The 19,010-nt window shown below is 55.1% G+C and carries 19 protein-coding genes, 1 pseudogene and 1 riboswitch; all 20 genes and pseudogenes read right to left on the bottom strand.

Annotated features, from left to right (window positions below; translation table 11 throughout):
• Window positions 1–417: a bifunctional adenosylcobinamide kinase/adenosylcobinamide-phosphate guanylyltransferase gene (locus LG52_RS04100; RefSeq protein WP_044730980.1), complete on the bottom strand. Its 417-nt coding sequence runs from the start codon at window positions 415–417 to the stop codon at window positions 1–3.
• Entirely contained in the window at window positions 351–1,001 is a 651-nt protein-coding gene (locus LG52_RS04095; RefSeq protein ID WP_044730979.1) for a histidine phosphatase family protein, read from the bottom strand. The genes LG52_RS04100 and LG52_RS04095 overlap by 67 nt, the downstream gene beginning before the upstream one ends.
• Entirely contained in the window at window positions 959–1,747 is a 789-nt protein-coding gene (locus LG52_RS04090) for an adenosylcobinamide-GDP ribazoletransferase (RefSeq protein ID WP_044730978.1), read from the bottom strand. The genes LG52_RS04095 and LG52_RS04090 overlap by 43 nt, the downstream gene beginning before the upstream one ends.
• Entirely contained in the window at window positions 1,744–2,301 is a 558-nt protein-coding gene (locus LG52_RS04085) for a bifunctional adenosylcobinamide kinase/adenosylcobinamide-phosphate guanylyltransferase (protein ID WP_044730977.1), read from the bottom strand. Before LG52_RS04085 ends, LG52_RS04090 begins: the two co-directional genes overlap by 4 nt.
• Window positions 2,298–3,368: a threonine-phosphate decarboxylase CobD gene (gene cobD, locus LG52_RS04080; protein ID WP_044730976.1), complete on the bottom strand. Its 1,071-nt coding sequence runs from the start codon at window positions 3,366–3,368 to the stop codon at window positions 2,298–2,300. Before cobD ends, LG52_RS04085 begins: the two co-directional genes overlap by 4 nt.
• Window positions 3,325–4,296, bottom strand: a complete 972-nt coding sequence (cbiB, locus tag LG52_RS04075) for an adenosylcobinamide-phosphate synthase CbiB (protein ID WP_044730975.1) — start codon at window positions 4,294–4,296, stop codon at window positions 3,325–3,327. Before cbiB ends, cobD begins: the two co-directional genes overlap by 44 nt.
• Complete coding sequence (locus tag LG52_RS04070) at window positions 4,293–5,762, bottom strand: adenosylcobinamide amidohydrolase (RefSeq protein ID WP_044730974.1); 1,470 nt, start codon at window positions 5,760–5,762, stop codon at window positions 4,293–4,295. The genes cbiB and LG52_RS04070 overlap by 4 nt, the downstream gene beginning before the upstream one ends.
• On the bottom strand, window positions 5,759–6,814 hold the full coding sequence (locus LG52_RS04065) for an iron ABC transporter permease (protein WP_044730973.1): 1,056 nt from the start codon (window positions 6,812–6,814) through the stop codon (window positions 5,759–5,761). Before LG52_RS04065 ends, LG52_RS04070 begins: the two co-directional genes overlap by 4 nt.
• Window positions 6,780–7,739 carry an ABC transporter substrate-binding protein gene (locus tag LG52_RS04060; RefSeq protein WP_044730972.1) on the bottom strand — a complete coding sequence of 320 codons (960 nt, stop codon included), beginning with the start codon at window positions 7,737–7,739 and terminating at the stop codon, window positions 6,780–6,782. Before LG52_RS04060 ends, LG52_RS04065 begins: the two co-directional genes overlap by 35 nt.
• A gap of 133 nt (window positions 7,740–7,872) precedes the next feature.
• Window positions 7,873–8,072: riboswitch (cobalamin riboswitch) on the bottom strand.
• Window positions 8,073–8,327: 255 nt separating this feature from the next.
• Window positions 8,328–8,942 (bottom strand): PH domain-containing protein, encoded by a 615-nt coding sequence (locus LG52_RS04055; protein WP_044730971.1) that lies wholly within the window; start codon window positions 8,940–8,942, stop codon window positions 8,328–8,330.
• A gap of 201 nt (window positions 8,943–9,143) precedes the next feature.
• On the bottom strand, window positions 9,144–10,508 hold the full coding sequence (locus tag LG52_RS04050; RefSeq protein WP_082056109.1) for an APC family permease: 1,365 nt from the start codon (window positions 10,506–10,508) through the stop codon (window positions 9,144–9,146).
• A gap of 12 nt (window positions 10,509–10,520) precedes the next feature.
• The gene (locus tag LG52_RS04045) at window positions 10,521–11,426 is read right to left on the bottom strand and encodes an acetamidase/formamidase family protein (protein ID WP_044730970.1); all 906 of its coding nucleotides are present in this window, start codon (window positions 11,424–11,426) and stop codon (window positions 10,521–10,523) included.
• 81 nt (window positions 11,427–11,507) lie between these two features.
• A complete protein-coding gene (locus LG52_RS04040) occupies window positions 11,508–12,797 on the bottom strand; it encodes a hypothetical protein (protein ID WP_044730969.1) in 1,290 nt (429 codons plus the stop codon).
• The gene (locus tag LG52_RS04035) at window positions 12,797–13,498 is read right to left on the bottom strand and encodes a helix-turn-helix domain-containing protein (protein WP_044730968.1); all 702 of its coding nucleotides are present in this window, start codon (window positions 13,496–13,498) and stop codon (window positions 12,797–12,799) included. Before LG52_RS04035 ends, LG52_RS04040 begins: the two co-directional genes overlap by 1 nt.
• A 3-nt stretch (window positions 13,499–13,501) precedes the next feature.
• Window positions 13,502–14,251 (bottom strand): sensor histidine kinase, encoded by a 750-nt coding sequence (locus tag LG52_RS04030; RefSeq protein ID WP_044730967.1) that lies wholly within the window; start codon window positions 14,249–14,251, stop codon window positions 13,502–13,504.
• A 320-nt stretch (window positions 14,252–14,571) separates the two neighbouring features.
• Window positions 14,572–14,730, bottom strand: a pseudogene (locus tag LG52_RS04025) (haloacid dehalogenase-like hydrolase); the annotation flags it as partial.
• An 85-nt stretch (window positions 14,731–14,815) separates the two neighbouring features.
• Complete coding sequence (nagE, locus tag LG52_RS04020; RefSeq protein WP_044730965.1) at window positions 14,816–16,180, bottom strand: N-acetylglucosamine-specific PTS transporter subunit IIBC; 1,365 nt, start codon at window positions 16,178–16,180, stop codon at window positions 14,816–14,818.
• On the bottom strand, window positions 16,174–16,911 hold the full coding sequence (locus LG52_RS04015) for a GntR family transcriptional regulator (RefSeq protein ID WP_044730964.1): 738 nt from the start codon (window positions 16,909–16,911) through the stop codon (window positions 16,174–16,176). The genes nagE and LG52_RS04015 overlap by 7 nt, the downstream gene beginning before the upstream one ends.
• On the bottom strand, window positions 16,908–17,669 hold the full coding sequence (gene nagB / locus LG52_RS04010; protein WP_082055804.1) for a glucosamine-6-phosphate deaminase: 762 nt from the start codon (window positions 17,667–17,669) through the stop codon (window positions 16,908–16,910). Before nagB ends, LG52_RS04015 begins: the two co-directional genes overlap by 4 nt.
• Window positions 17,660–18,871, bottom strand: a complete 1,212-nt coding sequence (gene nagA / locus LG52_RS04005) for an N-acetylglucosamine-6-phosphate deacetylase (RefSeq protein WP_044730963.1) — start codon at window positions 18,869–18,871, stop codon at window positions 17,660–17,662. Before nagA ends, nagB begins: the two co-directional genes overlap by 10 nt.
• Window positions 18,872–19,010: the final 139 nt, after the last annotated feature.

Raw genomic sequence — 19,010 nt, 5'->3', positions numbered from 1 at the left:
TTATTTCAATCGTTCCGCCAACCCGCACCAAAGCCGGTCGACGCGGCAGCACATGGACGCCAGCCTCTGGTAGCACATTCCCACGGCGTCGCGCCAGCGCCGCTCTTCCGGATCAACCGGGACAACGCCTTGCGTCACATCGGTGCCGATCCAGACGACTGTACGGTTAGGCGCTGCCGCTTCCCACCGCTGCCAAGCCCGGAAGTAGGATTCCCACTCATCTGCGTCCGGACGGGGGCGGATGGCCGCTTCCAAACCATCTAAGACGACTGTTTTCGCCGTTTCGACGCCGCCCGGCGGCCCATACGGCTCCACATAACCGTTATGCCATATAATATGAACTCCGTCATTTATTCCGTATCGTTCCCGCACCCATTTTCGTTTTCCTTGAAATGCACCGCCGATAACGAAATGCACCGCTCTCCCTCTTTCCAACGCTCGAACGTCGATACAAGCGTATATCCGCCGGCAAACGGCACCTCCCATTCCCAGAACGAACGGGCATCGGGCGCATACTGCCTGAGCAGGAGGCGAATCGGGCCGCCATGGGTGACGATCACGACATGGCGGGCTTCGCTTTGCTCGGCCAAAGCGATCGTCTCCGCGAGCGCCTGTTTGATGCGCGCCTGAAACTCGGCATAGCGCTCTCCGTCGGGCGGCGCCGCAGAAAAGGGCGACGCAAGCCATTGGCGGTAAGCGGGTTCCGCTTCCAGCTCAGCAAACGTTTTTCCTTCCCAGGCGCCAAAGGAAAGTTCGCGCCAACGGCTCGTGCACCAATCCGCCCTGCGTCCGCCAAACAGCAAATCAACCGTCTCCCGGCAGCGACAAAGGTCGCTTGTGACCACAACGTCCACCGGTTCAGGCGGCTCCCATCGCAGCCGGCCGAGCCGCGCGATCTCCCCTTCGGCAAGCGGCGCATCCAGCCAGCCGATATACGCCTTCCTTCGATTTAGTTCGGTCATCCCATGGCGGATGAGTGTAACAGCCAAATGACGCCCCATAGCAGCGTCTCTCCCCCTTCAATGAACGCTCCGAGCACATCCCCGGTGATGCCGCCAAACTGTTTTCCCGCCCACGGCTTTGCTGCCGCCGCCAAAACGACAGCCGCTGCAGCCAGCGCCGCCCCTGTTTGCACCGAAATGGCGGTGGATGCACAAAGAAGCGAAAGCAATACAAAAGCGAGTCCAAGCGCCCAAATGGCATCATGCCATGAACTATATTCGCCTAGCGCCGCCGCCATTCCTGTCGGCTTCGCCAGCTTGCCGACGGAAAGAAGCCAGGCAGCCCCGGCCCGCGACAACAACGGAACAGCGATGAACAGCGCCGGCGGTATGCCAGCCTGGAGCGACTCGTACAAAAACAGCCAGCGAAACGACAACAAACAACCGAGCGACAAGACGGCGAAGGCTCCGACGCGCGAATCGGACATAATCTCTTGCCGCCGCTTGACGTCGCGGTATGAAAAAAACGCGTCGCTCACATCCATAAAGCCGTCAGCGTGCATCCCTCCGGCCATCCAAATGCCGAGCCAAAGAAGAAGAAGCGCCCAAACAAGCGGCGAGCCAAACGAAAACGATGAAAAGAGCGCATACACTCCGGCCGAAAGCATTCCAATCAGCGCCCCGGCAAGCGGCAGGCAGCGCACAAGCCAACGGACATGGGCGCCGTTCCATTCGATCGAGCGACGAATCGGGATGATCGTAAACAGCTGCAGCGCCAACAGCCAACCGTTCCATGCCGTCTTCATTGCGGCCACCGCCCTTTTTTCACCCGGAGAAGGCCGTATTCAACGACCGCGGCGGCCGCCGCTTCCGCCACAAGCTGCTGGTGAAGCCAACCGAGCATTTTCATATAACGAAACGTACCGAAGTCATCCGGCACTCCCCCCGAAAACAGCTCGTTCGATACGATGACGACCGCGCGGCAGGCGGCAGCCCACGCCCGCACTTCATCAAAGATGCGGCAAGCAACGGCTTGGGCGGCGGCATCCGTTTTCCAGCTTTCCCCGGAAAACAGTTCATAGGCGAGCCAAGCGGTCAAGCAATCAAGCAGGACGACATCATCTGGGCGCAGGGAAGCGGCAATCTCCTGAGAAGAGAACGGGGCTTCCCACACTGTCCAATGCTCGGCCTGCGCCGCGCGCCGCTCTCGATGGCGGCGGATGCGCTCCGCCATTTCTTCATCCGTTGCTTGAGCGGTGGCGATATAGTGAAGCCGGCCGCCGCGAGAAAGCCGGATGGCGCACGCTTCCGCCGCTTCGCTTTTGCCGCTGCGCACAGCGCCGCTCACAAACACCATCATCCGCTCCACCTCGCAAGCGCTTCAAGCAGCCGATCGTTTTCCACCTGCGTTTTGACCGCAAGCCGCACGTAACGTCCGTCCAATCCCGGAAAATTCCTCGTATGCCGCGGAACGATTCCTCGTTGCAATAAATAGAAAAACAGCTCCTCCGTCCGCCCGGAGAGCGGGCGCAACAAATAAAAATTGACAACCGACGGCGAGACGGCATACCGGCCGGCCGGCAGCGACCAAAACACGCGCGCCCGTTCGGCGGCGATCCGCTCCTTCGTCCACTCCACAAACGATTCCATCGAGGCAAAGCGAAGCGCCAGCTGTTGCGCGATGCGGCTTGTGCTCCACGGCGGCTGACGCGTTTTCAGCGAAGCGATCACCGCTTCATCAGCCCCCACATAGCCGAGGCGCGCGCCGGCCAGATGATGGATTTTCGTCAACGATCGAAGCACAATGAGGCGCGGATAGCGATCCAGCCAGCGCATGGCTGTAAATCCGCCGTGCCAAAACGGATAGAACGCCTCATCCACCACGATATACGTCCCCGCTTGGTCCGCTGCAGCGACGAGCGAGCGGAGATCACGCTCCGGCATCACGGTTCCGGTCGGATTGTTCGGATGACAGACAAACAGAGCGTCACATTCCGCCGCCCATGCCGCCGCTTTGTCAATGTCGTACGAAAAGCCGCGGCTTTCCTCTGCCATCAAAGACTTGACTTCGCATCCGTAAGCAAGGCAGGCGCGCCGATACTCGGAAAACGTCGGCTCCAAGATCCCGACGCGCCGGCCGGCAAGCAGCGCGGCCAACAAATAAATCGCCTCCGCCGTCCCGTTTGTCACCAACACTTGCCCGGGTCGAATCTGCTCCTGCTTGGCAACGAGCTCCCTAAGCGCCTTCGCTTCCGGATCTGGATACTCCGCCGCCCAGCGGATCCATTCCTCGCCGTCCGGCCAAGCCGACGGCGGCAGCCGGTACGGATTCGTATTGACGCTGAAATCGATATAATCGCTCGGGGCCGCCAGTCCGCACTGTTCATAAAGCGCGAGCGGATTCGCCCCATGCGCCGGCCAACGCAACGATCATCCCTCCGATCCATAGCAATAACGTAAACGCAAGCACCGTTCCGATCATCATGCCGACCGCCTGGCGGATATGAGCCGAGCGCAGCGGAACATCCGGGTCGCCGAGTGTCGGCCGCTCTGAGACGACGCCGCCGTATGTATTCGTTCCGCCAAGCTGCACGCCAAGCAGACCGGCCATCGCCGCCTCGAGCCAGCCGCTGTTCGGGCTCGGATGGCGGCGGGCATCGCGAAGCAAAATCGCCAACGAACGGCGAAAGCGACGGCCGCCGTAAACCAATACCATGAGGAACGCCGTCAGCCGCGCCGGAACGTAGTTGAGCGCATCATCCAGCCGGGCGGCCGCCCAGCCAAATTCGCGATACTTTTCGTTTTTATAACCGATCATCGAATCGCATGTGTTCACCGCCCGGTACAGCATAGCGAGCGGCGCGCCGCCAATGGCCGCATAAAAGAGCGGGGCGGTGATGCCGTCGCTCGTATTTTCCGCCACCGTTTCGACGCAGGCGCGGGTGATGCCGGCTTCATCAAGCTGCTCGGTATCGCGGCCGACGATCATCGACAGCGCCCGCCGCACCGCAGGAAGATCGCCCGCTTCAAGCGGCCGGCGCACCTCTTCAGCCGCTTCAGCGAGGCTTTTGGTCGCAATGGTGGTGAAAATGAGCGCCGCCTCAACCGCCACCCCCACGTACACGGACAACGCATAGCCCACATAAACGACCAACGCCGACAACCCATAAACGACCGCCAACACCGCCGCTGCGGCCGCCACACCTTTCGCCCGCCGCTTTGCCCCCTGATTCCAGCGTCGGTCAAGCCAAGCGATCAACTTCCCCATGCCGCGCACGGGATGCGGAAGCCAGCGCGGGTCGCCAAAGGCGGCATCGAGCAGAAGAGCCACCGTCAACGCGAACAGGTGCGTCATGGCCGTCCCCTCCGCCGCTTGTAGCGGTCAAGCGCCTCCGTTACTGCTTCATACACGAGCCGGCCGATCGCCCGCCCCAGTTCCGTCGCCGTTCCGGCATAGGCAAACGTCCGCCCGGTTTGCGTCGCCGCCACGGCGAGCGAATCGGTCGACGTGCCGGTGGCAACCGTCCCTGTTTCCGGGTCGCAAACCGAACGGTCAGCGAGCGCTTTTGCCTTCGCTTCCGTCGCCGTCATGACCGCTTGCACGAACGCGGCATCGGTGAGCCTTCCTTCAATGACAACAACCATATTGATCGTCCCCGGTTTCACCGCAAACGGTTTATGCTGCCACGACCGCGCCGCATCAATTGCATTGCCGACGCCGGCCGTCGCCATGACCGCAACCAAAAACGCTTCCCCTTCCTCCTGAACCCACACAGCATCACGGACGTCAACCGCCGTCATCATGCCGATCGTTCGTTCCGGCGAAAACCCGCGCTGCTCCAAATAGCGGCGCATGTCTCCTTCCGCATCGCCGCAATCGTAATCCAACCCGACTTGGCGATTGACAAAATGGGTCGCCCATTGAAACCCAGCGCCGATCAATGCCGAGGACAGGACGCGAAGCGGCTTTCGGGCGGCAAGAACAGCGGCGTCATCAAGAAAGGACAAACGAAACCCGGCGGCTGGTGATTCTTCTTTTCCTTTCGGCACAAACGAGAACACCGGTTTCGCCGCCGCCGGGTGGGCTTGACGCACCACTGGCGCGGCAAACACTTCCTGAAGCAGCGCCGGCGTCATCACATCTGTCGGCGTTCCAAGCGCCGCTGTTTTTCCTTCTTTTAACACAATCACCCGATCGCAGTATAAGCTAGCGACGTTCATATCATGAAAGACGGCGACAACCGTCAGGCCGCGGGAGCGGGCAGCTTCCACGAGCCGGTCCAAAAGCCGGACTTGTCCGCTTATGTCCATATGGTTCGTCGGTTCATCCAACAGAAGCAACTGCGGCTCTTGAGCGAGCGCCCGCGCCAAATAGGCGCGCTGCCGCTCTCCGCCGCTCAGCCGTTCAAGCGGCTCATCGATTTTGTCGATCAAACCGACGGCGGCGAGCGCTTCTTGAACCGCAGCTTCATCCTCTTTCGTCCACGTTGGAAACAGGCCGCGCTGATGGGCGTAGCGGCCGAGCGCCACCGTTTCCTTGACCGTATAACCGTACGCCGTTTCCGCTGTCTGCGGCAGGACGGCGGCCATCCGCGCCCATTGCTTCGCAGACAGCGCCGAAAGCGGCTGACCGCTAATCGTGATCTCCCCGCTTACAAGCGGGAGCTCTTTGCTAATGAGTTTGAGCAATGTCGTTTTACCGCTGCCGTTCGGCCCGGCGATGCCGAACAGCTCCCCTTTTTCCACGGAAAACGTCACATGATCAAGCACTCGCTTTAACCCATACTGATGTGATACGGCGCGCACCTCAAGCATCGTCATCCCATCTTTCGCCTTGTTTTTCGGAAAAATAACACCGCAAACAGCGGGGCGCCAATCAACGAGGTGATGACGCCGATCGGCAGTTCGCGCGGTTCAATGATCGTCCGCGCCGCCACATCGGCGAGCACAAGAAACGCGCCGCCATACAAGAGCGACAGCGGCAACAGCACCCGGTAGTTCGGCCCGCAAACGAACCGGACCATATGCGGAACGACAAGCCCGACAAAACCGATCGTCCCCGACACCGACACCGCCGCCCCTGTAAGCAGCGCCGCCGCCGTCAAAATGATCACTTTTCGGCGCGTAACATCAACACCGACATGAAGCGCCGCCGCCTCGCCAAAAGCAAACGCGTTCAATTCGCGGCCGTTGGCGATCAGCACCACCGCGCCGATGAGGAAAAACGGCAAGAGCAGCCCGCTGTATTTCCAGCCGCGCATCGCCACGCTCCCCATCAGCCATGAGATGATTTGCCGCAATTCTTCCCCGGTCAAAGCGATCATGAGCGAAATGAAGGCGCTGAAAAACGCGCCGAAAATAATGCCGGCTAAAATGATCGTCTCGACCGACATACGCCGCTCGACGGCGCGGGTGAACGCCAAAACGGCAGCAAGCGTCGCCATGCCGAACAAAATGCTGACCACCGGCAGCGTAAACGTCCCAAACAGCGGCCATTGCCAGCCGAGAAAAATGACAAGCACCGCTCCGACCGAGGCGCCGGATGAGACGCCGAGCGTGTACGGGTCGGCGAGAGCATTTTTCAGCAACCCTTGGAACGCCGCGCCGGCCATCGCCAGCGAGGCGCCGACCAAAAAGGCGAGCGCGACGCGCGGCAGGCGAATCGCGGTGACGATCGGCACCCAATCGGCCGGAATGTCAGACGGAAGCGGCATGCCAAACCATTCGGACATAAGAATGCGAACAATAGAAGAAAAGGGAATCGACAGCGATCCTGTCGATATCCCTACGAGCAGCGAAAGGACGGCCGTTGTAACGGCCAGAGCGTACATCAGCGTTTTACTTGAACACATCCGGGTAAATGGCTTTGGCAAGTTCCTCGACCCCTTCGGCAAGGCGCGGACCCGGCCGGCTCACTAAATCGGAGTTGACGTCATACACCCGCTTGTTTTTCACCGCCGGCACGTCTTTCCAAGCGGCGCGCGCAAGCACTTGCTTCGCTCCGCCGTATGTCGTGATGATAACGTCCGGCTTATAGGCCACTGCTTTTTCTTCTGTCACCATCGGCCAGCCTTCCAAGCCGCCGGCGACGTTTTTCGCTGAAATCACTTGAAGCATCTCATCCATAAACGTCCCTTTGCCAGCTGTATAAATTTGCGGCGGCGGCGACACTTCAATCCAGACGTTCGCTTGTTTGTCCGCCGGGATTTGTTTCGCTTTTTCTTGAATTTGCGCAAGCTTCTCTTTCATCTCATGAATCACTTGCTTCGCTTTGCCCATCGCCCCCGTCGCTTTGCCGATCAATTCGATGGACGCATACACATCATCAAACGACTTCGCATCATTGACAACGAGCACAGTGATGCCAGCGTCTTTCAATTGCTGCAGGCCATCGCGCGAGTTATGGGCGCTTGACGCGTGGGCCAAGACGAGATCCGGCTTGAGCGAAATGATTTTCTCGACGTTAAACTCCATGCCGCCGATTTTCGTTTTCGTTTTGACGTCTTCCGGATAATTGTCAAAATCGCTGACGCCGACAATTTTCTCGCCAAGCCCCAACGCATAGGCGATTTCCGTATTGCTTGGGATGAGCGAAACGATCTTTTTCGGTTCGGCTTTGATCGTCACATCCTCGCCGAGCCCGTCTTTCACCATCACCGGAAACGCCGCTTGTTCCGTTTTCGGCTCTTCTTTTTTCGCCGGCTGGACGTTGCTATTGGTCCCACCGCTGCAACCGACTAGCACGGCAGCCAAAAGGAATAGCGCCGCCAACACCGTCGGCCATGTCCAACGTTTCATTCTTTGTTCCCCCTCCTGCTGTGCAAAATAAAAACGCCCATTCCGTCCTGGCGGGGGAATGAGCGCGAAACGGCCTATGCAGGCGCAAAACAAGCCTGTGCCACCGTTTCCGCATCTCACCCCCCGAAGAGTCGGAAACTGCTGCAAGCAAGGCAGGTCTACTGGCTCATGCTTCCTCCTACTCTGAAGCCTTCCCGTACGGAAAACAGCGCAAGCCATCTGTCCGTACAGTGGCGATTTCATTTCGTCCGCATTGACAGTTGCGGGGACAGCTCCGGATTCCCACCGGATTCCCTATTAAGCCTTCACGGCACCTTGCTGCGAGTTGATGAATTTGTCGGATATGGACATTTTTATAATAATGCAGCGTTTAGCATTTGACAACTATGAATTTACAGCAGGCTGAAACGGTGATCATGGCTTGTTGGTGTTTATCCATCACGCTCTCCTCCTACATATGCGGAATGATCCTAGCCCTCTCCTGCAGACAAAAAGCAGCTGCCCCATCTATACTGCCATCTTGAAAAAAATAAGGAAAGATACCTCGCCTCTGGCACGGCGTCTTTCCCCGATACAACCTTCATCTCGTCACTGTTGAATATATTTGTCAAACACAAAGCCGAAATCTTTCACTGTATAGTTCTTTTTCGCTTCGGTCAGCCATTGAAACGCATATTCGTTCACCGCTTGAAAATCGGTCGCAATGTTGGCGCCGTCGCCGCGCATGTTGGCAAACACCTTGGCCGCCAATTCCAGACTCCGCTCGGCATAGTCGAACTTCATTTCATTTTCATGGCAAATCTCAGCGATCGCCAGCAGCGATTTATACAAATCTTTCAGTTCCTCAATATGCTTTTTATGCACATCGATCGAGTATGAGTGCGGCCCAATTTTAAATTTGATTTCCGCGTCCAGGTCGACCGTCCCGGCTGTTTCGAGCGACACGTCGGAAATCGGATGCTTATAGTAATCGTAACGGCGCAACGTCCGTTTTTTGCTCGTCGCGCTTGTGCCGTCCAAATGGATGAGCGCGCGGTTGGTGAAGCAATACTCATCCGATTTCGATTTGATAAGAAAATAGATTTTCTCCCCATCCTCGTGCATCACATAATCATCGGCATCCACTTTGTCATAGTCTTTCGGTTGAATGACCGCGCCGATGTCGCTCAATCCGAGCACATCAGCGGCGACTTTTCCAAACATGCTCATTTCTCCTCTCCGGTTTCCCAATTTTTATTGGCGCCCACCATGCAGCGAACAAGCACAACGCGTTTTGCCTTGACAAGGCGCCGTAATCTCATACCTTTCATTCTATGTAATACGTCGAGATCGGAAAAACGTTTCATCGCCGCCAAAAATCAAAGGCCCAACGCCTTTTATGCCGGCGTCAGGCCATGCAGGAGTCTACAATTCTCCACTTAGCCGGGAGTCTTTGTTGGTGAGCCGCAAAAAGATCAAATAAACGAGTCCGATCGCGATCCAAATCAATCCCAGCTTTTTGCTGAGCGGGTCAAGATTGACCCACACATAACCGATGATGATAAAGCCGATGGACGGGAACAAGAAATGATTGATGTAATCGTTGCTTTTTTGTTTGCGCAAGAAATAGTTCATCACTGATACATGCAAAAAGAGGAAAGCCGTCAGGGCGCCAAAGTTGACAAGCGAAGCGAGCTTATCAATTTGTGAGGCGAACACCGTCGTGACAATGAGCGAAATCAGAGCGACAAGCAACGTGCTGACGTATGGCGTTTGAAATTTCGGATGCACTTTGGCCAGTACACTGGGCAGTTTGCGGTCACGGCCCATGCTGTATAAAATGCGGGAGATGGCTGCCTGGGCGACGAGCGCGTTCGCGATCCCCCACGAAAGCGCGGTGGCGACGATCGTTGTCCATTTCAGCCATGGTCCGCCTGCCAACTCCGCAATCTGATAAAACGCCGCGTCTGCATTTTTAAACGTCGTATAATCAGGCCAAATGAGAGCGGCGACCCACGTTTGCACGATGAAAAGCGCACCGACAACGAGCAAAGCGAAAATGATCGCTTTGCCGATCGATGATTTCCCGTCCCTCGTTTCCTCAGCCAGCGTCGACACCGCATCAAAACCAAGGAAGCTTAAGACAGCCACCGACACCGCCCCCATCACCGTTCCCATGCTGAAATGGTCCGGGTCGTACAACGGTTTGAACGTAAACTGCGCTCCATTGACACCTTTTATAATAGCAATAATTCCTGTGATCACAAACACTGCAAGGACAATGAGTTCTAAGATGACAATGACTTTGTTCGCTTTCGCTGTCATCTCGATTCCGAGAATATTAATGATCGTATTCAGAGCAATAAACAGAACGAGCCACACGTAAATCGGCACTTGCGGCACAATGTCGGCCAAGGCGGCGGCGCTGACTAAGTAGAGAAGAGCCGGAACGAAAATGTAATCAAGCAAAATGACCCATCCGGCCATAAACCCGACATACTCATTAATCCCTCGCTGGGCGTAGGAATACACCGACCCAGCGATTGGAAACGCCTCGGCCATTCTGGCGTAGCTCAAGGCGGTGAAAATCATCCCCACCATTCCGATTAAGTATGCTAAGGCGACCATCCCTTTTGACCCTTGGGCCACATACCCGTAAATGCCGAAAGGAGCGATCGGCACCATGAACACCATTCCGTAAATTAACAAATCAACAAAGGTGAGTGACCGTTTTAATTCCTGTTTATAACCGAGCTGCTCGACTGATGTTTTCGTTTCCAATTGCATCATCTCCGTCCCTCCTTACTCCCCAAATAGGCGGACGCCGTAAGCCTCGAGCACAAAGCGCGGCACAAAGAAACGCGCCGTAACAAGCGGATCAACGACTTGGCTGATCTGCGTCTGGCCGGCGGCGCTGAGCACCATCGTCAAATGATTCAGCGTCAACGGAGTGTGCGGCAACAGCAAATCAACCATTTCTTCAACCGACTGTTTGACCGCCTCATCCAACGTTTTGGCCGAGACGATCGTCGCAATGCCATCATCGTTTTGCAACAGCGGATGGTGGAGCGAATATCCTTTCATCACCCGGACGGTGACCGTCACTTCCCCCGGAATTTCGATGCCAGACACGCCGATTTCGCCGTCCCCCATCGCCGCATGCAAATCGCCTAATGCGAACAACGCCCCTTTGACAAAGACCGGGAAATAAACGGTTGCCCCTGTTGTAATGAGCTTTGTATCCATATTGCCGCCATGCGGCCCGGGCGTTCCGCACGACACATCCTCACCGCTCGGCGCTACCCCGATGACGCCAATCATTGGATTTAATGGAATAGAAAGATGCTCGTCAAATACGGCCCGGTTTTCTTCCACCGGAATCATTTTCGCCTCAAACTGCGGAATCCGATCGCCAAGCACCCCGAGCCCTGGGCCGACAGCCATGACCCCCTGTCCTTTGAGGCGAATCTGTTCAATTTTTACCGCTAAAATGTCACCGGGTTCCGCCCCTTCAATATAGATCGGTCCGGTCGCCGGATTGATATGATTCCAATCGATCGAGTCAAACGGCGTTTCGCTTGAAGTAATTTGATTTTGGAAACAGTCGTACGTTTCGATGACAAACGTTTCCCCTGACTGGACTGTTCGAACCGGTTGGTGGTTTTTGCTAAATGCATAAATGGCCGTCGTGCACGGAACAAATGACATGTTCGCTTTCCTCCCTTTCGTTTTTGTCTCATTATAACAGGGAGCAAACAAACTGTTTTGCATTTTTTTGATTCATTTTTGTTACTTCTTTATTTTTTGAATTAATCGATAAATCTGAGTAAACAAGAAACTGCCAATCCCATTCCATGCTATGGCCTCCAGCTCATTATGGCGCATTCCCCATCGCCAGGCGATAGCAAACAAACATGCCCATCCGATCATGCCTATAACCCCCATCGGTTTCTCTCCTGTCCGTAAAGCAGCCAACCCAAAACACGAGGAGGTAAGCAAGGCGGTCAGGAATATAACCATCCGCATCGGAAGAAGGGGAGCAATAAAAAAGAGGGCTAGTACAAGCAAAAAAGAGATGACATATGTCCATGAGAGATGCCTGCTCCACCTGCGCCAAAAGATTTGCACAACGGAATGCAAGGAAAGGGATAAGCTGAGTGACAACGCCGCCAGCAAGGCAATAGTAAGCGGCCAGGCAATCAAGACAGAAGAATGGAGCAGCCACCGTTTCAGTATGGCGGCAGTCGAAGCGGCCGCCGCATACGGGACGCATAAGGCTGCGACGGCCAACGGAAGCGGAGCAAGGCAAAACGCGGTCATAGAAAATGTCAGCATAACGCGTTCTTTTTTCAATATTGATGCAATATCCCATACATACTCGTCAGCCAACCATTGCCCGGCAGCCGCCGTCAGCACAACCCAAAACAACACGAACAACGAAGCCATGTTCACATCGAGAAAAGCTGGGACAGTGCGCACAATCATCTCATATTGCCGCGCCACACCGCCTGTTAGATAATAGGCAAACGGAACCATTCCCATCACTATATAGACAATGTATAACAGAACCGTTCCGATTTTCCGCATTCCCAACCAACCGGCGAGCACGGTAAACACGTACACATAGACGAGCCAAATGAATAAAAAATACGGAGAAAAACGAAAGAGTTGCTGCAGCAAATACGCGCATAACACGACAACGGTAAGCAGCCGGCCAATAGAAAGAAGGCGAACAAAAAACCGAAAGAAAAACAAAGCCCGCGCCGTAAAACAGCAGTCCGGCCAACGATCTCCGTCCTCTGTTAGGGAGCGATAGCGGACAGCCGCTGCTGAACGCCAAACTACAAAAATGGCGGCCCATACCGCCATAGCCGTCGCCACCCCCGCCGCCACTCCACCATGAATAAAGGCATAACATCCAAACAACAGCAGCTCTCCGGATGCGAAACGCATTAACAGGGCATTGACCCCTTTGCTTAATCCAAGCGCCTCTGCCCCTACAAAACTGCAGCGACCAATATGCGGCACAGCAGCAAGCAGCAGTACGCATGCCATGAATAAAAGCATATACCAGTCCATTATCCATTGATCTCCTTATACTTCGTAGGTGGCACACCGACATATTTTCGAAACGAATGGCTGAAATGATGTTGGCTGGAAAACCCCGTCTCCTCAGCAATGCGCGCCATGGACCAGTCCGGCTTTTTGATCAATAGCTCTTTCGCCTTTTCAATTCGGTAGCGATTGACGTAATCCTTAAAGTGGATGCCGACTTCCTCAACAAACAGCTTGCTCAAATAAGCCGGATGGACGTGCACGGCGGCAGCCGCCTTGGTCAAGCTGATTTTTTGCGCGTAATGGTGGTGCACATATTCGAGGGCCCCGCGGATGAGCGGAGACGAGACAAGCGCTTCTGGATGCTTTTGTTCAAATTTCGACAACGCTTGATCAAACTCGCTCTCGATGAGCGGCTTCACCAAGTAGTCGAGCACTTCAAGCTGAATCGCCCGTTTGGCATAAGCAAAATCTTGGTAGGCTGTGATAATGATCAAGGCGAGATCGGGCTGTTTTTGTTTGAGCTCATAGGCCAAATCCAACCCGGACTGTCCCGGAAGGTGGATATCGATCAGCGCCAGCGGGAAGCGATGGGACGCGGCCAACCGTTTCGCCTCTGCGGCATCCTCCGCCGTCCATACTTCCCAATGCGGATATTTCCGATTCACCAAATACGTGAGTTGTTCCAACTCCAAATATTCATCATCGACAATCAACACCTTCATCGTTTATCCCTCATCCCCTGGAACATACGGCCAAACGACAAGCGCCTCTGTCCACCCGCGCTCATCTTTTTGCAACACAAGCTGAGTTGGCAAATCAAACAAACGAGCAAACCGCTTGCGCAAATTATCCAAGCCGACACCTCCATTCGCGATGGATAACTCCTTCCCTTCATTGCCATTATCGCAGACGCGCAAATATACCCAGTTGCCTTGGCGTCGAAAATCGATCGCCAAACATTTTTCACCCGCCTTTTTCTCAAGGCCATGTTTGAATGCGTTTTCTACCAGCGTTTGCAACGTATAAGAAGGAATGAGCGCACGCTCTCCATCCGGGTCCATTTGCACCGACACCGACAGCCGTGAACCGAAGCGAAGCTGCTGCACCGCTAGATAGTTGTTTGTATGCGCCCATTCTTGTTTGAACGGAATAAGCGGCTGTTTCGTCTCATAGCTATCACGCAAAAACAGAGCAAAATGCTCCATTCCCCGAATCATTTCTTCATTTTTTCCTAAGCGCGCCAGAGATAAGAAAGCGTTCAACGCATTGAAAAAGAAATGCGGTCGGATTTGTTGATGGAGCTGCATATACTTGCTTTCTTGGAGTTTTTTTTCTAATCGAAGGCGCGCATGTTCCAACTGCCAATAATCCACTTCTTTTTCCGCTACTCCCAACAGCGCCAACACTGTCAACGATACAAGCGGCAACAATACGCTGAAAATGAGAATGAGATGAAACAACGGCTCGGCGATCATCATTATTCTCCCCGCCACTCGCAATGCTTTCCCTTTTGTTCTTTCATTTTATCACAAATTTGTTCTTTCATTTGATCACAAAATAAATAGAGACGGCGGTACAAGGCAAATGTTTCCCACATCCGCAAACTTATTTTTCCATCATCTTGGCTCCCATCCTATCCTCTGCCGACAAAAAAACGAGGCTGACCCAAAAGCTTCATTCTTCTCAAACGAAATACAACATATTGCGCATGATTCATTGTTTCGTGTCGATATATGGTGATGAGCAAGGGTGTCCCGATCCTTTTGGGACACCCCTCGACTGATCATATTCCACTTTATCTCAACGGCGATCTTGCCATGCGAATATACGTATGGCGTCTGCCGCGAATGGCGATCGAATACGCCATAATATTCTCTGGAACAGCGATGCCATGATAGCCAGCGTCGCCGCCGATATGATGGAGATCCGCCCCAGCCATTTTGCTTGTCAGTGCGAAATCCGAGGCGTTGCAATCCAACAGCCGCTTCACCGGAGCTCCCCCTTTCTGGCGTCCCTTAAAAGAACGGCTTCGTTGTTCCTTATTTTCTCATAGCGTTGGCCAGAAATTCGACATCCGTGCCAACGACCACTTGCAAATCCGTTTGGTTGAGGCGAAGCACACCTTTCGCTCCCAAACGTTTCAATTCTGCTTCGTTGACTTTTGCCATGTCTTTTACTTTTAGGCGCAAGCGCGTCACGCAATTGTCAATTTGCGCGAGATTATCTTTTCCTCCCAACGCCTCGATATATTTTGCAGCAAGGTCCTCGTATTTGACGCCCGACTGCGCCGCACCGCTGTCGGTAAACTCGCCCTCTACCTCATCTTCACGGCCTGGCGTTTTCAAATCGAGCTTTGTAATAAGGAAATAGAAGACGACGAAATAGACGACAGCATATACAAGACCTTGAATAATCAACAAATACGGTTTTTTCGCAATGCCGTAGTTTAAGAAAAAGTCAATCGCCCCGGCCGAGAACGTAAACCCGTGGTGGATGTCAAGCATTGTCGCCACTGCGAGCGACAAGCCGGTCAACACGGCATGGACGACATACAAGAGCGGCGATAAAAACATAAACAAAAATTCAATTGGTTCCGTAATCCCAGTTAAAAATGACGTCAATGCCACACCGAAGAGCGCTCCGGCGATCGCTTTGCGCCGCTCTTTTTTCGCCGCGGCGATCATCGCCAGCGCTGCCGCAGGCAGGCCAAACATCATTACCGGGAAGAAGCCGGCCATAAAAATGCCCGCATCCGGGTCGCCGGCGAAAAAGCGGCTCAAATCGCCGGTTTTGCCGTTATATTCGCCAAAGACAAACCAGACAAAACTATTTAACACATGGTGCAGCCCGACCGGAATCAACAGCCGGTTGAGGAACCCGAAAATTCCGACACCAAGCGCTCCTGCCCCAACGATCCAATGACCGACCGCGTTGATGCCGTCTTGAATCGGCGGCCAAACATAGCCGAAAACCAAAGCGAGCACAAGCATCACAAACGATGTCACGATCGGCACAAACCGCCGTCCGCCGAAAAAGCCGAGCCAATCCGGCAGCTTGATATCATGGTAACGATTGTACAAAAGCCCAGCGACAACCCCGGAGATGATGCCGCCTAACACGGACATATTAATGTCCTTATCAATGGCAGCCGCCCCTTTTGTCAAGACAAAGTAGCCGATCGCGCCGGCCAGAGCGGCGGCGCCGTTGCCGTCTTTGGCAAATCCGACAGCAACCCCGATTGCAAAAATCAGAGCTAAATTGGAAAACACGGCATCGCCTGCGGCGGCGATAAACGGAATATTCAATAAATCAGGCTGACCGAGCCGAAGCAACAATCCTGCCGCCGGCAAAACGGCAATCGGCAGCATTAATGCTTTTCCAAGCCGCTGTAAAAAGCCTAACATCTTGATCCTCCCCTTTTCATCTCAATCATAAATTTGTACCGGTCGCCGCGGTACACCGATTTGACGACTTCAAGCGGCCGACCGTCGACAAGGTGCGTGCGGCGCTCAAGCAGCAACACCGGAGCCCCTTCTTTCATCTTCAGATGCTCCGCCTCCACCTTGCGGGCGACAGATGCTTCCAATGTTTGAACAGCGGAGCCGATGATCATCCCTTTTTCTTTTTCGATAAATTCATAGACGGAACCGCTTACAACATCACGTGTCAGTCCCGGAACAAGACAGACGGGAATATAGAGCGTCTCGAGCGCCATCGGCGCCCCGTCGGCCAACCGGAGGCGGCGAACTTCGTAAAGGTCATCGCCTTCCGTGACGCCAAGTCCTTCAGCGAGCTTCTCGGAAGCCGGAACCGTCTCAAAGCTAAGGACGATCGTGCCGGGCTCCATGCCGCGCGCCCGCATATCTTCGGAAAAGCTCGTCAGCCCTTTCAGCGGCTGCTCGATTTTTTGGGCGGCGACAAACGTCCCTTTCCCGCGCTGGCGGATGAGATAGCCATCGTTCACTAAATTGTTGACCGCCTGCCGAACGGTCATCCGGCTGATGTCATACATGTCCGCCAACTCGCGCTCAGACGGGATCATTTCGCCCGGCTGCCACTCCCCTTTTTCGATCTTTTCTTTCATATATTGCTCGAGCTGATAGTAAATCGGAATCGGCGACTGTTTATCGATCACGGCGCATCCCCCCGCCGCTTTTCCTTTGGGATGAGCGAGAGCGCCTCTCGGTCGGCGATGATCGTCACGTCCGGATGAAGGTGAAGCGCTGAAGCCGGCAAGTCCGGTGTGACAACGCCTTCGAGAAGCCGGGCCATGGCCTCCGCTTTTTCCTCCCCTGACGCCAACAGCACGATGCGGCGGCTGCGCAAAATAGTCGCAATCCCCATCGTAATGGCATAGCGCGGCACGTCATCAAGCGATGGGAAAAAGCGGGCGTTCGCTTCCCGTGTCAGCTCGGTCAGCTCGACGACGTGGGTGGCTGTCGAAAACGGCGTCCCTGGCTCGTTAAAGCCGATATGGCCGTTGCGGCCGATGCCCAAGAGCTGCAAATCGATGCCGCCCAATTCATCGATGAGCCGCTCGTAACGGCGGCATTCTTCGTCAAGATCAGCGGCCAACCCGTCCGGCACATGCGTCTGATGAAGCGGGATGTCCAATTGGGCAAACAAATGCTGATTCATATAATAGCGATAGCTGTTCGGATGATCCGGGCCAAGGCCTACGTATTCATCCAAATTGACCGTGCGCACGAGCCGATACGATGTCCCATGCTGCCGATGATCGACGGCCAATTCGCGGTACACACCGAGCACGGTCGAGCCGGTCGCCAAGCCGAGAACGGCGTTCGGCTTTTCCTTGACTTGTTTGATGATGATGTCCGCCGCCTGGCGGCTCATCTCTGCGTAGTCAGCAGCTCTCAAAAGCTTCATGGCCATCGCTCTTTACCCCTTTCATCCAGCTTGCTGTAGGCAAGCACGCCGCGGCAAAACGTCATCATGACTTCATATCGTTCATTCAAAACGACGACATCGGCGTCTTTGCCGGGCCGCAAGCTGCCTTTCCGATCAAGCAAGCCAAGCTGTTTCGCCGGATTCCAGCTCGCCATGCGGATCACCTCTTCAAGCGTGCAGCCAGTATAATCGAGCACACGGCGGATGGCCTCGCCAAGCTTGAGCACGCTTCCCGCCAGCGTGCCGTCGGCAAGCCGCGCCTCTTGGCCCCGAACCGCCACCTCTTGGCCGCCAAGTTCATACCGCCCATCGCCGAGACATTTCGCCCGCATGGCATCGGTGATTAAGATGAGCCCATCGCTTCCTTTATTCCGGTAAGCGAAGCGAACCATCGGCGGCGCAACGTGCAGCCCATCGACAATCAACTCGCACATGACTTCGTCAAACATCAGCACAGCGCCGGCGACACCTGGTTCGCGGTGATGGATGCCGCGCATCCCGTTGAACAGGTGGGTCGCATGCGTCATCCCAGCCTCGACCGCCGCTTTCACTTCGTCGTAAACGGCATCGGAATGGCCGATCGATGCGATCACACCCGTCTGTTTCAAGTAGGCGGCAAGCTCCAGCCCCCCGTTTCGCTCCGGAGCAAGGGTGACAAGGCGGATATGGCCATCCGCCGCCTTTTGCCAGTGCTGGAACAGTGAGATGTCCGGATCGGCGAGATGGCGCGGGTGCTGCGCTCCAGCGCGCTTCGGCGACAAAAACGGTCCTTCCAGATGAACGCCGAGCACTTCGGCGGCTCCCGGCCTGTTCGCCTCCGCCATATAGCCAGCGACGTTGCGAAGCGCGGCTTCGATTTGTTCACTCGGCGCCGTCATCGTCGTCGCTAGGAAACTTGTCGCGCCTTCCGCCGGCAGCGCCTTCGCCATCTTGTCAAGCGCCTCCGGGGTCGCGTCCATGACATCCGCCCCCGCCGCTCCATGAATATGGACGTCAATGAATCCCGGCACAACAGCAAACTGCGGAGAAAGCTCGATCACTTCCGCCCTTTCATCCCTTTCATCAGTCGGGCATGACGACATCGGGCCGATCGCGGCCACTTTTTCCCCTTCGATCAGCACATATCCTTGTTCAATGCGTCCTGTTTCTGCATACACCGCGGCATTTTTCAATATCCATCGTTTCATCGCGATTTCCCACCTTCTGTTTCTATCATAACATTATATATTCTAGTTGTCTATACCACCAGAAACAAGTGTTGATCGCCAACTGGTTCCAGCACGAAAGAAGCAGGGAAGCTGCGGCTTCCCCGCTCTTCCAAACAGC

Source organism: Geobacillus kaustophilus (genome assembly GCF_000948285.1).
Lineage (GTDB): Bacteria > Bacillota > Bacilli > Bacillales > Anoxybacillaceae > Geobacillus > Geobacillus thermoleovorans_A.
This window is presented reverse-complemented; position numbering and strand designations above follow the sequence as displayed.